The following is a 14,162-nucleotide window of genomic DNA, read 5'->3' on the forward strand; positions in this document are numbered from 1 at the left end:
TATTCTCTCAAAGAAAAATTCATATCCCAGCGCCATTCATAATCTCTCGTGAATTATATTAGCAGAATAACTAGAAACGCTTCAAAAATGGGTGAATACACTATTTCTTATGTTTTTCTTCAGATTCGACAAATAAGATCAAGCATTACTCAATAGATATAAGATCGAAGTTTGGCACCAACTTCGCTCGACGAGACGACTTTGCTTAAGCACGATATACTTAACAGTGATAAGGCTTCATCGTTCTCCATGGCGGCTGTGTTGCCTCCAATGGATCACGGGAAGCCGCTCGTTACATTTATGGGGTATGTTGCCGATACGTCATCGGCAATAGTTATGTTGCCGCGTATTATTTTGAAGTCTAAGTTCCTACGAATTTGAATGCACACATTGTCATGTCGAACCCAAATGGATAGTCAGATAGTCATCTATCAGACATTCGTCAGGTAGCAGATATACGTAAGGGGTAGTATGTCAAACCGACTGTCCCTTACGAGAAAGCGAGCTACTGACAGCCAGGACCGCCTGTATGAGCTGGCAATAGGCAGCGATTTTACATTTGATTAGACAGTCTGTACCCTTGGGGCGGGAAGCCCTGTCGAATCATGGAGATTGTTGGACTTGTCTGCGCATCCGATCCGTCAACTTGGTGAGCGTACCAGGCGGATAATCCGTGAACTGGTTCGGTTTCCAAACAGCCGTCAAGGCTCAGCTTCGCATTCTAATCCCGCCCTCCCTCCGCCCCCCGCCAGATTGGCGTCTGCAAAAGTTGCTGGAGTGAACGTAGCGGCCCGCCCATTGCCGTCCGAAACGGTCGGCAACCAAGCTAGTCACTCTCTTGTCAAGGACCTGGTGCAGACCGTGCGCAGCAACCCCGAGACCGACCGGCTCCGCCTCCGGGCCGATGCGTTGGAGAAGCGCGTCGACCTGATGGAGGGCTGGGCCCGCACTTCCGCCGAGCGCACCGCCTTTCTGGAAACCATGGCCTCCGAGGTCGACGGGTTCCGCATGGCGCGGGCGAAACAGATCGCCGGACAGCAGCGCATGGCGGAAAAGTTCGTCGCCTCCCTGTCCGGGCTGGTGGAGCGCGTGGACGCGCTCGCCCAGGACGTGGCAGCGATGCAGGAGCGCGTCGAGGCCCTGGCCACCGGCGGGGAGCGACGCTCCGGGGATCTGGCCGACGATCTCGGCGCGCAGATCGCCGCCATCGCCGAACGGCAGGACATGCTGCAGCGCGTGCTGTCCGGCCGCTCGCGGCAGGCGCTGCGTGCCGTGTCGGCGGCCGCCGAGGGTGCGGCCGCGCCGGCCGAACAGGATCATGCGCTCGACCTGCTTTATCTCGCCTTCGAGGACCGCGCCCGCGGCAGCCGCGAGCAGATCAAGCAGCGCCAGGCGACCTATCTGCCGCTGCTGGACGAGGCCGGCGCAGGCAGCGCCGAACGTCCGATCCTGGATCTCGGCGCCGGTCGCGGCGAGTGGCTGGAACTGCTGCGCGACCACGAGAAGCAGGCGCGCGGCGTCGACCTGAACCAGGCGATGGTGGCGTCGTGCCAGGCGCTGGGGCTCGATTGCGTCGAGGCCGATGCGCTCGGCACCCTGCGTACGCTGCCCGACGAGTCCATCGGCCTGATCACCGGCTTCCACATCATCGAGCATCTGCCCTACGCGGTGTTCGTAGGCCTGCTGGACGAGGCGCTGCGTGTGCTCGCCCCGGGCGGCATCCTGTTGTTCGAGACGCCGGATCCGGAAAACGTCATCGTCGGCAGCCACACCTTCTACATGGACCCTACGCACCACAATCCGATGCCGAGCCTGATGGTGCGCATCGTCGCGGAGACGCGCGGGTTCGACAGCGTCGAGATCCGGCGCATGAACCCGTCCGACAGCCGCTTCCGGGGTCAGGACCAGGAGCTGATCGCCCAGCTCGACGCGTTGTTCTTCGGTCCCCAGGACTACGCGATGATCGCCAGGAAGCTCTGAGCGATGCGCATCGCCATCACCACCGTTCAGGTGCCGTTCGTGCGCGGCGGCGCCGAGTTCCATGCGGAGGAACTCCAGCGCGCGCTGAAGCACGCCGGACACGAGGTGGATATCGTTTCGGTTCCGTTCAAATGGTATCCGGCCGCGCGTCTGGTCGATCAGATGGCGATCTGGCGATTGATCGACCTGTCCACCAGCAACGGCGTGCCGATCGACAAGGTGATCGCGCTGAAGTTTCCCGCTTATCTGGCCAATCATCCGGACCAGGTGATCTGGATGCTGCACCAGCATCGCGAGGCGTACGATCTCTGGGGCGAGACCAACAACGCGCTGGCGGTGGATCCCGAGGGCGGGGCGATCCGTGACTTCCTGCGCGAGACCGATCGACACTACATCCCGCGCGCGCGGCACGTGTTCGCCAATTCCCGCAACGTCGCCCGCAGGCTCGAGACCTATTGCGGGCTCGGTTCGCGCGTTCTCTATCATCCGCCGCCGGGTGTGGAGAAACTGCATCGCGGCGAGTACGGCGACTACCTGCTGGTTCCGGCGCGCATCAACGAGACCAAGCGTCAAGATCTGGTGCTGGAAGCGTTGGCGTTATGCCGCACCGATGTGTGTGTGGTGTTCATGGGCCATCCCGACCGCCCGGATTACGGCGACATGCTGCGCAAGCGTTCGCTGCCGCTGGGCGATCGCGTCACCTGGACCGGGTTCGTGTCGGACGAAGAGCGCATCAGGCTCTACGCCAACGCGCGCGCGGTGGTGTTTCCGCCGATCGACGAGGATTACGGCTACGGCACGCTGGAAGCCATGGTGTCCGGCAAGGCGGTCATCACCTGCACCGATTCCGGCGGCTCGCTGGAGTTCGTCGAGCATGACCATACCGGCCTGATCACCGCGCCGGAGGCGGCCTCTCTGGCGGACGCTTTCGACCGGATCTGGACCAACCCAGCCTTCGCGCGCCAGGCCGGCGAGGCGGGATGGGAGCGCTACCGCTCCCTCAACATCTCCTGGGACAACGTGGTGTCATGTCTGCTCGACTGAGGGTCAACGTCTTCACGCCGTTGCCGCCCGCGCACACGGACATCGCCAACGTCAACCTGCCGATCATCAGCCTGATGCAGGACGTGGCCGACGTCACGGTCTGGACGCCGCAGGAATACTGGGACCCTCTGGAGGATCGCCGCATACGCGTGCATCCGTTCCGCGCCGACGCGATCGCGTTCTGGGATCTCAACGCCGCCGACGTGAACATCTTCCATATCGGCAACAATCGCGAGATGCACGAGGACATCTTCGATGTGGCCCGTCGCGTGCCCGGACTGGTGGTGCTGCACGACGTCAACCTGCATGACTTCTCGCTGGAGATGTACCATGCCGGCCGTCTCGCCACCTATGCCGAGATCATGACGCGTTGCCACGGCGTGGCGGCGCTCGACGAGGCGCGGCACGCGCTTGCCCATGGCGGGATGGGCGATGTGATGAAGCGCTATCCTTGCACCATGGCCCCGGCGGCACGCGCCACCGGCATCCTGATGCACAACCGGTCCGCAGCGACGGCGCTCGCCGCCGAGACGTCGGTGCCGGTCTTCTTTCTGCCGCTGCCCTTTGCCGATCGCGACTGGCCCGAACCGTCGCCGCGTCCGGCGGCGCGCAAACCGTACCGGCTGGTGGCGTTCGGTTTCCTCGGCAAGAACCGGCGCGTCGAGCAGATCCTGCACGTGCTGGCGGACAGCCCGATGCGGGACAACTACACGCTCGACATCTACGGCATGTTCCACGATCCCGAAGCACTGGAGGCGCTGATCGAGGAGTACGATCTGGGCGACATCGTCTCCGTGCATGGCTTCGTCTCGTTCGAGACGCTGAACGCGGCGATCGCCGCGGCGGATCTGGTGCTGAACCTGCGCAATCCGACCGTGGGCGAAGCATCCGGCAGTCAGCTGCGCATCTGGGCCAACGGTGCCGCTTCCGTGGTAACCGACCATGGCTGGTACGCCGATCTGCCGTCGGACTGCGTGCAGAAGATCGACGCCGAAAGCGAGGCGGACGACCTGATGCATCTGCTGATCGATTTCTGTTGCCGCCCCGATCACTACCACCGCATGGGCGAAGCGGGACTCCGCCACGTTCGCGCAACGCACGATGCGCGCGACTACGTGTCGGCCCTGATGCAGATCCTGCAGGGCGAGCGTGAACGGCAACGGGCCACGCTGGCGCGTGCGCTGACGCAGCGCTTCCGCAAGCCGAATCGGCCAGATACGCTGCTGGCCGAACGCGCCGTCCTCGCCTTGTTCGGCGCCGATGTCGTACCGGCGACGCGCGAGCCCGACGCGAAGACCGATATCGGCCACGATGCCATCCAGTCCGCCGTCGGCTGATGCGCACCGCAGAGGCCAGCCTTCTCCATCCGCCGCCCGCCGGCCTGACGAAACCGCCACGCCTGGCGATCGTGGTGCCGTGCTTCAACGAGGAGGCGGTGCTGCCGGAAACCATGCGCCGCCTGGGCGCCCTCGTCGCCATGCTGCAGCAGGGAAACCGTATCGCCGGGGATAGCCACGTGCTGTTCGTGGATGACGGCTCGCGCGATTCCACTTGGGCGCTGATCGAGGCCGCCCATGCCCGGGCGCCAATGTTCGGCGGCCTTATGCTGTCGCGCAATTGCGGGCATCAGAACGCCCTGCTGGCCGGACTTCTGAACGCAGGCGGCGACATCGTCGTGTCGATGGATGCCGACCTGCAGGACGACGTAGACGCAGTGCACCGGATGCTCGACGCCCATGAGGCGGGGGCGGACATCGTCTACGGCGTGCGCTCGTCGCGCGCCACCGACCGCGTGGGCAAGCGGGTCACCGCGCGGCTCTATTACCGCATCCTGCAGAAGCTCGGCGTGGAGATCGTGTTCGACCATGCCGACTACCGGCTGATGAGCCGACGGGCAGTGGAAGCGTTGCGCGGATATGGCGAGACCAACCTGTTCCTGCGCGCGCTGATCCCGCAACTCGGCTTCCGCTCCGCGATCGTCACCTACGAACGCGCCGAGCGTTTCGCCGGCACCTCGCACTATCCGTTGCGCAAGATGCTGTCCCTGGCGCTTGAAGGTGTGACCTCGTTCTCGATCCGGCCGCTGCGCCTGGTGGCGATCGCCGGATTCCTGATCTCGCTGGTCTCGCTCCTGATGGCGGTCTGGGCGCTCTATACCCGGATCGTCAACCCGGCCGTGGTGCCCGGTTGGGCCTCCATCGTGATCCCGGTCTACCTCTCCTGCGGGATCGAACTGCTCGGCCTCGGCATCGTCGGCGAATATGTCGGCCGCATCTATCTCGAAGCCAAGGCACGCCCGCGCTTTCATGTGGCCAAGCTCGATCATGGCGGCCAGACCGAGGGCGGGGCGGTGGGATTGGACCCGATCGGCGATCGCCGGTAGGTTGCGCCGCGGCGCGGCCTGCCGGTCGCGGCCTTTCTCCACGCCGCCCTGTCCATGCGCGATCCCGGCGCGATGAATTCGGATCATCCCATGCTGCCCAGAAGCCGCGCTGCCGGCGACCTCATGCGCCCTGCGGCCGATGACGCGCTCCGCATCCTGCTCGACCGGCGCCTGCTCGTGTTCGTGGCCGCGTTCGAGATCGCGATCTTCTGCGTTTATCTGCTGATCGGCGCCACGCACGGTTCGTATCGCAACACGGTCTGCAACTGGGACTGCAACTGGTACGGCGAGATCGCCACGCGCGGTTACGACGCGCATCCGGACGGGCGCGGCTATGCCAACTGGGCGTTCTTTCCCTTGTTCCCGCTGCTGTCGCGCGGGTTGATGCATCTCAGCGGCGAGAGTTTCGTCACCTGCGCCTCGGCGCTGAACTTCGCCGCGTTCTTCGCGGTCGTGGTCGCCGGCGCGGCTTTCTGCCGGCAGCGCTTCGGATCGCGTGACCCGTTCTTCGTCGCCCTGGTGTTCCTGTGCTTTCCGATCGGCATCTATTTCCGCCTTCCCTACTCGGAAAGCCTCTACGGCCTGCTGGTGCTGACGACGCTGCTGCTTGCCGCGCGCGGCAGGCTGCTCGCGTCGGGGCTGTTCGCCGGCCTGGCCTGCTTCTGCCGCCCGACAGGGATCCTGCTGGTCGGCAGCATCGGTCTGGTGGCGCTGGTCCGCCTGGTCATGGCGCTGCTGCGCGGGCAGCAGACCCTCCGCACCGCGATGCCGCAGGTGGCACGTCTGGCGGCGTTCGGCATCATCGGCGTCGCCGGATTGCTGTGCTACGCGCTCTATCTCGACAGGCTGGTCGGCGATCCGCTCGCCTTTTCGCATGCCATGGGGGCCTGGGACCGGCATTATGCTAGTCCGCTGGCGCGCATCGGCTACGCCCTGTCGCTGCACGACATGGGCGCGGCGCATTTCCTGTCATCCGAGTACCGCCCACAGACCTATCTGGCGCTGTTCGCGCTTCTGTCGTTGCCGCTGATCCTGTGGGCGTTCGCGTTGGGCGCGCCCGTGGAAGGGGTGTTTCTGCTCGGCACGCTGATCCTGTCCAGCGCCACCGGACTGGAGTCCGAGCCACGCTACATGTTCTGCAACCCGGTCTCGATCGCGCTGATCGTGGTGGCGCTGGAGAAGCTGCCCCTGCCGGTGCGCTGGAGCGTGCCGGCCTTGTTCGGCGCGGCGCAGGTCGTGCTGGTGTTCGCGTGGTTCAACCTGTCGGCCTTCATGACCTGACCGCCGACGGGCTCCGCATCGTGCCGACAGGAATCACGCATGTCCCGCCTGTCTCTCGGCAAAGGCAGATTTGCGTAGCCGACCATCTGTATCCAAGCGGACAGAAATCTCTTTGCTTCTATTTCTTCAGATGCAGGAGAAGCGTCCGGCCGCACGACACCGGCGCCGCGCAGACGCCGATCTCGTGTTTCGACGTGACGACGAACGGTTTCGTCAGTGCGCCGGCTGGAACCCCTTCTCGCCGAACTGCCACAACAGGAACGCGAACTCGTCCGCCGTTTCGTCGTCGCGCTGCTTGCGGGTCGAGCCGATGCCGTGCCCGGCGTCGAACTCCACGCGCAGCAGCACCGGACGTCCGCTCGCCGTGTCCGCCTGCAGCTTCGCCGTCATCTTGGCCGGGATCCACACCGTCACGCGCGGGTCCTCCGCACCACCGGTCAGCAGAACCGCCGGGTAATCCACGCCCTTGCGGACGTTGTTGTAGGCGTCCATCGCCAGCATGGACGGAAACTGTTCCTTGTTCGTCACCGTGCCGAACTCGGGAATATTGGCCGGCCCGCCTGCGGTGTATTCCTCGCGGATCGTGTTGGTGGCGCCGACGCGGATCAGCGCCGCGCGGAACAGATCGGGACGCTGCGTGATTGCCCCGCCGATCAGGATGCCGCCGGCACTGGTGCCCTCGCCGCCCAGATGCGCCTTGTCGGTGTAGCCCTTCGCGATCAGCATCTCGCCCGCGGCGATGAAGTCGTGGATCGTGTTCTGCTTGGTCTCGATCTTGCCCGCATCGTGCCAGGCCTGGCCCTTCTCGCCACCGCCGCGCACATGCGCCACGACATAGATCCCGCCACGATCCAGCCAGGGCAGGAAGGACGGGTTGAAGGCCGGATCGTAGCTCATGCCGTAGGCGCCATAGCCGACCAGATAGGTCGGGCGCTTGCCGTCATGCGGCGCATCCCTGCGGCTGACGATCGACACCGGCACCTGCGTCCCGTCCGGCGCCACCGCGACCGTTTCTTCCGACTGGTACGCCGAAAGGTCGCGCGGGAACGGCGGCAGGATATGCGTGTCCGACAGCGAACCGGCGGTCGGATCGTAGCGCAGCCATTCCCGCGCACGCACCCAGGATTCCAGGCTCACCAGCGCGCCGGGCCGGGTCGGATCGGTCACGAGCCCACCCTCCGGCGCGATCGTGCCCGCGAACGGCAGGGCGATGTCGTCCGCACGCACCGCGCCCTCGCCCAGACGATGCAAGGAGAAAGTCGCGCCGTCGCGGCTGGTGTAATACAGCCCGTCCCGCGCCGCATCGGTGCTGGTCAGAACGCCCTCGCCCTGCGACACCACGACTTTGGCATGCGCCAGATCCGGCGCGGCGAGGCTGGTTTCCACGATCTGGAAGCGTGGCGCATCCTTGTGCGTCAGCAGATCGATCCGGTCGCCGCGCACGGCGAGATCGACCGCGCCATCCTCCGCTGTCACCACTTTCCTCCAGTCCGGATGCCCGGCCAGAAGCGCCGTCAGAGGCGTGGCATACAGCGTCATTTCCGGCGCGACGCCGTTGGAAATCGAGGCCAGCGCGAAATCCGAGCCCGGCACGATGGCGATCGACGGGAACACTGCCGCCGCCTTGAACGGGAACGGCAGATGGTCGGAATCCAGCACCGGCGTATCCTGGCTCGGGTCCTCGCCGAGGCGATGGCGGAACACGATCTGATGCGCGTACTGGTCCACGGGGCTTGCCGTCGCGGCGGAAGCCGGCAGCCGGTCGTAGAAGAAGCTCTTGCCGTCCGGCGCCCAGCTCACGCTGGCGAATTGCGCGCGGTCGATGCTGTCCGGCCCGACCTTGCCGGTTTCGGTGTCGATCACATGCAGCGTGCTGTTCTCGGACCCGCCTTCGGACACGCCGTAGACGACCTTGGAACCGTCCTCGGTCGGCGCGAACTGGTCGATCTCGGCATGGCGCCCGTTGCTGCCCAGCGTGGACGGGTCCACCAGCACGATCTCGCGCCCCTTGGCGTCCCGCATCACCAGACGGTCCACCTGCGCGCCGGCCGGACGCTTCAGATAGAAGACGCGATCGCCGGCCAGCACCACCGAATGCACGCGCGGCAACAACCCGCTGACCGCGCCGATCTCACGCGCCAGAGCGTCGCGTCCGGGGATCCGCCCCAGAACCGCCCGCGCGTACGTGTCCTGCCCGCGCAGATACGCCGTGAATTGCGGCTGCGGCCGCGACTCCATCCAGCGATACGGATCGGTGATCCTGGTGCCGAAATAATCGTCGGTGACGGGCGCCACCTTGGCCACGGGCGGCTTCGGCAGCGTTGCTGCATGGGCAGGCTGCGCGAGAACCACGCCGAGCAGAGCGAAGGGCATGGCGCGACCGAGGCGCATCGGGGAACTCCGGGCTGTGGGACGCCGTAGCGTCGTCGCCTCGTCGTCGTCGGTCAAGCGCGGAGGGTCTTCGTTCTTTTTTGCAAAAAAGAACCAAAAGACTCTTGTCCGTTTGGTACGAAGAACTGGCGAACCTGAAACTCAACAAACGGATGAAAGTCTTTTTGCTTCTTTTTCTTCAGAAAAAGAAGAACCTCTACCCAAGCCGCGCCGCATGCCAGCGCAGATGATCCTCCATGAAGGACGACACGAAGAAATAGGAATGCGTATACCCCGGCTGCAGACGCAGCTCGAGCGCGATCCCCGCTCGCACGCACGCTTCCCGGAGCAGCTCCGGCCGCAACTGCTCCGCCAGGAACTGGTCCGCGTCGCCCTGATCCACCAGCAGCGCCGGCACGCGCGCCCCGTCCTCGATCAGCGCCACCGCATCGTGGCGACGCCACACCGCACGATCCTCGCCCAGATAGCCACGGAACGCCTTCTGCCCCCACGGCACCTGGCTCGGCGCCACGATCGGCGCGAAGGCCGACACGGCCCGGAACCGCTCCGGGTTCGACAACCCGAGCGTCAGCGCGCCATGGCCGCCCATGGAATGGCCGGTGATGCTCTGCCGCGCGGGATCGACCGGGAACTCCGCGGCGATCAGCGCCGGCAGCTCGTCCAGCACGTAGCGCCGCATCCGGTAATGCTCGGCAAACGGCGCACGGACCGCATCCAGATAGAACCCGGCCCCGAGCCCGAAATCGTAGGCGCCATCGGGATCGTCCGGCACGCCCTCGCCCCGCGGGCTCGTATCCGGCGCCACGAACACCAGCCCCAGCTCCGCGCAGAGCCTTCGATATTCGCCCTTGTCGGTCACGTTCGCATGCGTGCAGGTCAGCCCGCTCAGGAACCACACCACAGGCAGGCGCGCGCCAAGCGCGTGCGGCGGCACGAACACGGAAAATGCCATCTCCGTGCCCGTGCTGTCCGAACGATGCCGGCACACGAACTGCTCGCCGCCATGCGCCCGCTCGCGCGAGACGATCTCCATGCTCAGAACACCACCACCGAGCGGATCGACTTGCCCTGGTGCATCAACTCGAACCCCTCGTTGATCTGCTCCAGCGTCAGGCGATGCGTGATCATCGGATCGATCTCGATCTTGCCGTCCATGTACCAGTCCACGATCTTCGGCGTGTCCGTGCGCCCGCGCGCGCCGCCGAATGCGGAGCCCTTCCACACACGCCCCGTCACGAGCTGGAACGGACGCGTCGAGATCTCCTTGCCCGCTTCCGCCACGCCGATCACCACGGACACGCCCCAGCCGCGATGGCACGCTTCCAGCGCCTGACGCATCACGGTCGTGTTGCCGGTGCAGTCGAAGGTGTAGTCCGCGCCGCCCTCGGTGAGTGCCACCAAATGCGCGACGATATCGCCGTCCACATCCTTCGGATTGACGAAATCCGTCATGCCGAAACGACGGCCCCATTCCTCTTTGTCGTTGTTCAGATCGACGCCGACGATGCGCTTGGCGCCTACCAGACGCGCCCCCTGGATCACGTTCAGCCCGATCCCGCCGAGCCCGAACACGATCACCGTCGATCCCGGCTCGACCTTCGCCGTGTTCACCACGGCACCCACGCCCGTGGTCACGCCGCAACCCACATAACAGGCGGTGTCGAACGGCGCATCCTCGCGGATCTTCGCCACCGCGATCTCCGGCAGCACGGTGAAGTTCGAGAAGGTCGAACAGCCCATGTAATGGAAGATGGTCTGGCCCTTGTAAGAGAACCGGCTGGTCCCGTCCGGCATCAACCCCTTACCCTGCGTCGCCCGGATCGAGGTGCAGAGATTGGTCTTGCGCGACAGGCAGCTTTTGCACTGCCGACATTCCGGCGTGTAGAGCGGGATCACGTGGTCGCCGGGCTTCACCGAGGTCACGCCCGCGCCGACCTCCCGCACGATGCCGGCGCCCTCATGGCCGAGCACGGACGGAAACAGCCCCTCGCTGTCCAGCCCGCCCAGCGTATAGGCATCTGTATGACACAGCCCGGTCGCCATGATCTCGACCAGAACCTCGCCCTCGCGTGGACCTTCGAGGTCGAGTTCGACGATCTCCAGAGGACGCTTGGCCTCGAAGGCGACGGCTGCGCGTGTCTTCATGGTGTTGGTGCTCCTAGATGTTGGACGGCCAGATCGGAGCATACAAGGTGCTGGGTAGATTTACGAACACCCCTCGGAACATCAACAGGCCCGAAGAAGAGAGCTGAAACAACGCTTCTTTCTTAGCAGACCGACAACCGATTTATTTTTCTTGCATGATTTTTGAATTGTCTCTTTATGAATTTCCCATTCATCTTCTTCTCTGCAGAGCGGACGTAGGTTGCCACGATATTGTCGGACCCTAAGTGAGTCGTCTTCCGCAGCAAGCTCTTTCTGTGCAATGGTGCGGAAGTAGCTAGCTTACCGCTCGCCAATGCCCGTCTTCGCAGCCGCTTCGCCCTCCGCACCTCTTGATGTACACGCCTCCAGTATTTGGATATTGTATTAGGCCTAATAAGAGTTTTCTGGCCGTCGTAGAGAAACCCCAGATATTGAAGTGGCTTAAAGCCCGCAGCGGTTGATTTTGTTAGATCGAAAATGGTTTTCCCTGTTTTCTTGTCATTTATTTCAAGCCCTCCCGCATGGGTCCGCAACATCTGTCGAATCAGCGGCTCGATCGTCTCAGCGTATTCTACAGGAGCGACAATCAATATATCGTCAGAATATCTTCTATACGAACAACCAATTTCTCGCAGCGCCGACATCAAATGCAGATCAAATTTAAGCATAGAAATATTTGCTGCGACGGCAGATATTGGGCTGCCTTGTGGTATCCCCCGCTTACGTTTATCACCGGGCGCCACAAGATTTACGTTGATAACCGTCCCCGCCGCGAATGACTTTGCGGAATTCCAAGATTGAACACAAGGGGGGCCCTGGAAGGGCAGCATCTTTTGCCTTCGGGTCGAATCCCAGACGACGCAATAAAGCACGCCGATCAATAGAGGAGTACTTTGTAATATGCTTGAATACGTTGTAGTGATCATCAGGAAGGCTGCCGCAACCTAAAACCAGCTTCCAGTTTTCTTTGAGAACTTTATGGCTTATATCGTCGAAAAATCCAGATATATCAAACGCGAACGCTACACATTTGATTCTTGATTTAATCTCATAAAAAGCTTCCATCGCAATATCTATATTAGATCCGTTTTTCCTATAGCCAACTACCACTTTGTCCAGGGCATGCTTCCGTATCATATCCTCATATGAATTGTTCAATATTGAGGCGTAATAAGAAAATACGCATGCGTCTACGTTTGAACAGTAAGCAAGTCTTCGAACTTTCTGACTAATCTCGATGCCCTTTTTCTTCCTTCTGTAGCGTCGATCAATTCTATCAAACGTAATAAATGGCAGAAAGTCATGCGACGCGACTTCAACGGGGTCGGTTACAAACTTAGTGGCGTTAACGCGCGACGGCGCCACATCAAAATGCTTGTAAGATTTGATTGGATACCAGTCTACTCTCTTCGCACGCCGTGCCTGACGCTTCGATGTTAGCATTTGTGAAGTTCGAGAGGGCAGGAATGCGCGTGTATCCGGCCTATAGACCCATACCCAAATAGTAGAAAAGGCATGACCCTCTCGAATTCTCAGCCGACACTGTCTAATAAGTATCAGCTGGGGACTCAAACCACAATGCGGATTGCACTGAGCCCTATCCCCTACTCACGGCGCTGAGAAGCTCCGCAACGCGTAACACAACGGTCAGTGGTATGATCTGCTCAAAGAGGAGCTAGCAATCATGATCATCAAAGCGGTAGCCGGGTGGTGCTGGCGGCATGTCCTAGGACATGGCGACGGCATCATCTGGCGTCTACTTGACAACTTCAACACTTCTCCCTTCCCGCCAGTTCGGGAGGCATCACCTTTATACTCTGTTCCCACAGAGCAATGCCATCCAAAAATTTCTTCGTTGCGTGCTTCAGCGTTAAGGTGCTGATTTTAAACGCGGCCTCAGTAAAAGCTCCCGATTCGACTCCAATCCTCATCCCTCTGCATCCGCGGAGGAACCGCATGGTATCACCGAGTCAACCGCGCTCGATACGAATCCAACACCACCGCCAGGATGATCACCACCCCGGTCACGATCTGCCGGATGAAATCGCTCACCCCCATCAGGATCAGCCCGTTCGCCAGCACGCCGATGATCGCGGCGCCCAGCAGCGTTCCGATCAGCGAGCCGCGCCCGCCGGAAAGCGACGTGCCGCCGATGATCACGGCGGCGATCGCGTTCAGCTCGAAGCCCACGCCCAGGATCGGGTTGGCGATGGTCAGGCGCGCCATGTAGACGATCGCGGCGATGCCGACGAACAGGCCGGTGACGGTGAAGGCCAGCACCTTGGTCAGCATCGGACGGTGCCCGCTCAGGCGCACGGCTTCCTCGTTGTTGCCGATGGCGTAGATCATGCGGCCGAACACGGTGCGCGTCAGCACCAGCCAGCCCAGCCCGAGCAGAACCAGCGCAAGCACGAACATCACCGGCACGCCCAGCACGGTCGCGGTGCCGAAGGCGTTGAAGCTGTCAGGAAAGTCGTAGATCGTGCGGGCGTTCGTGACCTGCAGGGCGCCGCCACGGGCGATGTTCAACATGCCCAGCGTCACGATGAAGGACGGGATTCCCCAGAACGAGGAAATCCAGCCATTCGCGGCGCCGCAGACCATGCCGACAAGCAGGCTGCCCGCCACGCCGAGCGCCACGGCCAGCGGCTCGGAGACCCCGTCCAGCGTCAGCAGACGCCCAGCGACCACGGCGCACAGCGCCATCACCGCGCCCACGGACAGATCGATGCCGCCGATCAGGATCGCGAAGGTCATGCCCGTCGCCAGGATCAGATTGATCGTGATCTGGGTGAGGATGTTGGAGATGTTCTCGTGCGTGCTGAAATCGGGCGCCACGACGGCGAAGAACACGACCATCGCCAGAAGGGCGAGACCGATGCCGGCCTCGCGCAGAACGCGCCGGATCGTGGCGGAAGAAGCGGAAGACACTCTTTCT

General features: G+C 62.7%; 11 protein-coding genes. 5 read left to right on the forward strand and 6 right to left on the reverse strand.

Annotated features, from left to right (window positions below; translation table 11 throughout):
* The first annotated feature begins 861 nt into the window (after positions 1–861).
* The 5 genes from ACZ5BM_RS06955 to ACZ5BM_RS06975 all read left to right on the forward strand — a co-directional run bounded on the left by ACZ5BM_RS06955 (position 862) and on the right by ACZ5BM_RS06975 (position 6,688).
* Positions 862–1,980 (forward strand): class I SAM-dependent methyltransferase, encoded by a 1,119-nt coding sequence (locus tag ACZ5BM_RS06955; RefSeq protein ID WP_498910919.1) that lies wholly within the window; start codon positions 862–864, stop codon positions 1,978–1,980.
* 3 nt (positions 1,981–1,983) lie between these two features.
* A complete protein-coding gene (locus ACZ5BM_RS06960) occupies positions 1,984–3,024 on the forward strand; it encodes a glycosyltransferase family 4 protein (protein WP_498910921.1) in 1,041 nt (346 codons plus the stop codon).
* Positions 3,009–4,361 (forward strand): glycosyltransferase, encoded by a 1,353-nt coding sequence (locus ACZ5BM_RS06965; RefSeq protein ID WP_498910922.1) that lies wholly within the window; start codon positions 3,009–3,011, stop codon positions 4,359–4,361. The genes ACZ5BM_RS06960 and ACZ5BM_RS06965 overlap by 16 nt, the downstream gene beginning before the upstream one ends.
* Positions 4,361–5,407 (forward strand): glycosyltransferase family 2 protein, encoded by a 1,047-nt coding sequence (locus tag ACZ5BM_RS06970; protein WP_498910924.1) that lies wholly within the window; start codon positions 4,361–4,363, stop codon positions 5,405–5,407. The genes ACZ5BM_RS06965 and ACZ5BM_RS06970 overlap by 1 nt, the downstream gene beginning before the upstream one ends.
* A 90-nt stretch (positions 5,408–5,497) precedes the next feature.
* Entirely contained in the window at positions 5,498–6,688 is a 1,191-nt protein-coding gene (locus tag ACZ5BM_RS06975; RefSeq protein ID WP_498910925.1) for a mannosyltransferase family protein, read from the forward strand.
* Between the two features lie 213 nt (positions 6,689–6,901).
* Here the strand turns inward: ACZ5BM_RS06975 and ACZ5BM_RS06980 are convergent, their stop codons facing one another.
* The 6 genes from ACZ5BM_RS06980 to ACZ5BM_RS07005 all read right to left on the reverse strand — a co-directional run bounded on the left by ACZ5BM_RS06980 (position 6,902) and on the right by ACZ5BM_RS07005 (position 14,155).
* Positions 6,902–9,079, reverse strand: a complete 2,178-nt coding sequence (locus ACZ5BM_RS06980) for a prolyl oligopeptidase family protein (RefSeq protein ID WP_498910927.1) — start codon at positions 9,077–9,079, stop codon at positions 6,902–6,904.
* A 196-nt stretch (positions 9,080–9,275) separates the two neighbouring features.
* A complete protein-coding gene (fghA, locus tag ACZ5BM_RS06985) occupies positions 9,276–10,112 on the reverse strand; it encodes an alpha/beta hydrolase family protein (protein ID WP_498910929.1) in 837 nt (278 codons plus the stop codon).
* A 2-nt stretch (positions 10,113–10,114) separates the two neighbouring features.
* Entirely contained in the window at positions 10,115–11,224 is a 1,110-nt protein-coding gene (locus tag ACZ5BM_RS06990) for an S-(hydroxymethyl)glutathione dehydrogenase/class III alcohol dehydrogenase (RefSeq protein ID WP_498910930.1), read from the reverse strand.
* A 122-nt stretch (positions 11,225–11,346) separates the two neighbouring features.
* Positions 11,347–12,054: a reverse transcriptase domain-containing protein gene (locus ACZ5BM_RS06995; protein ID WP_498910931.1), complete on the reverse strand. Its 708-nt coding sequence runs from the start codon at positions 12,052–12,054 to the stop codon at positions 11,347–11,349.
* On the reverse strand, positions 11,954–12,667 hold the full coding sequence (locus ACZ5BM_RS07000; RefSeq protein WP_498911711.1) for an RNA-dependent RNA polymerase family protein: 714 nt from the start codon (positions 12,665–12,667) through the stop codon (positions 11,954–11,956). The genes ACZ5BM_RS06995 and ACZ5BM_RS07000 overlap by 101 nt, the downstream gene beginning before the upstream one ends.
* A gap of 519 nt (positions 12,668–13,186) precedes the next feature.
* Complete coding sequence (locus tag ACZ5BM_RS07005; protein ID WP_498910933.1) at positions 13,187–14,155, reverse strand: ABC transporter permease; 969 nt, start codon at positions 14,153–14,155, stop codon at positions 13,187–13,189.
* Positions 14,156–14,162 lie beyond the last annotated feature (7 nt).

It is taken from the genome of Lichenicola sp. GTC18331, from assembly GCF_055386855.1.

What these genes read in the sequence shown, in the direction of transcription:
- ACZ5BM_RS06960 (WP_498910921.1), top strand. Translation starts at nt 1,984, where the DNA reads ATGCGCATCGCCATCACCACCGTTCAGGTGCCGTTCGTGCGCGGCGGC.
- ACZ5BM_RS06965 (WP_498910922.1), top strand. Translation starts at nt 3,009, where the DNA reads ATGTCTGCTCGACTGAGGGTCAACGTCTTCACGCCGTTGCCGCCCGCG.
- ACZ5BM_RS06970 (WP_498910924.1), top strand. Translation starts at nt 4,361, where the DNA reads ATGCGCACCGCAGAGGCCAGCCTTCTCCATCCGCCGCCCGCCGGCCTG.
- ACZ5BM_RS06975 (WP_498910925.1), top strand. Translation starts at nt 5,498, where the DNA reads ATGCTGCCCAGAAGCCGCGCTGCCGGCGACCTCATGCGCCCTGCGGCC.
- ACZ5BM_RS06980 (WP_498910927.1), bottom strand. Translation starts at nt 9,079, where the DNA reads ATGCGCCTCGGTCGCGCCATGCCCTTCGCTCTGCTCGGCGTGGTTCTC.
- fghA (WP_498910929.1), bottom strand. Translation starts at nt 10,112, where the DNA reads ATGGAGATCGTCTCGCGCGAGCGGGCGCATGGCGGCGAGCAGTTCGTG.
- ACZ5BM_RS06990 (WP_498910930.1), bottom strand. Translation starts at nt 11,224, where the DNA reads ATGAAGACACGCGCAGCCGTCGCCTTCGAGGCCAAGCGTCCTCTGGAG.
- ACZ5BM_RS06995 (WP_498910931.1), bottom strand. Translation starts at nt 12,054, where the DNA reads ATGCTGCCCTTCCAGGGCCCCCCTTGTGTTCAATCTTGGAATTCCGCA.
- ACZ5BM_RS07000 (WP_498911711.1), bottom strand. Translation starts at nt 12,667, where the DNA reads ATGCTAACATCGAAGCGTCAGGCACGGCGTGCGAAGAGAGTAGACTGG.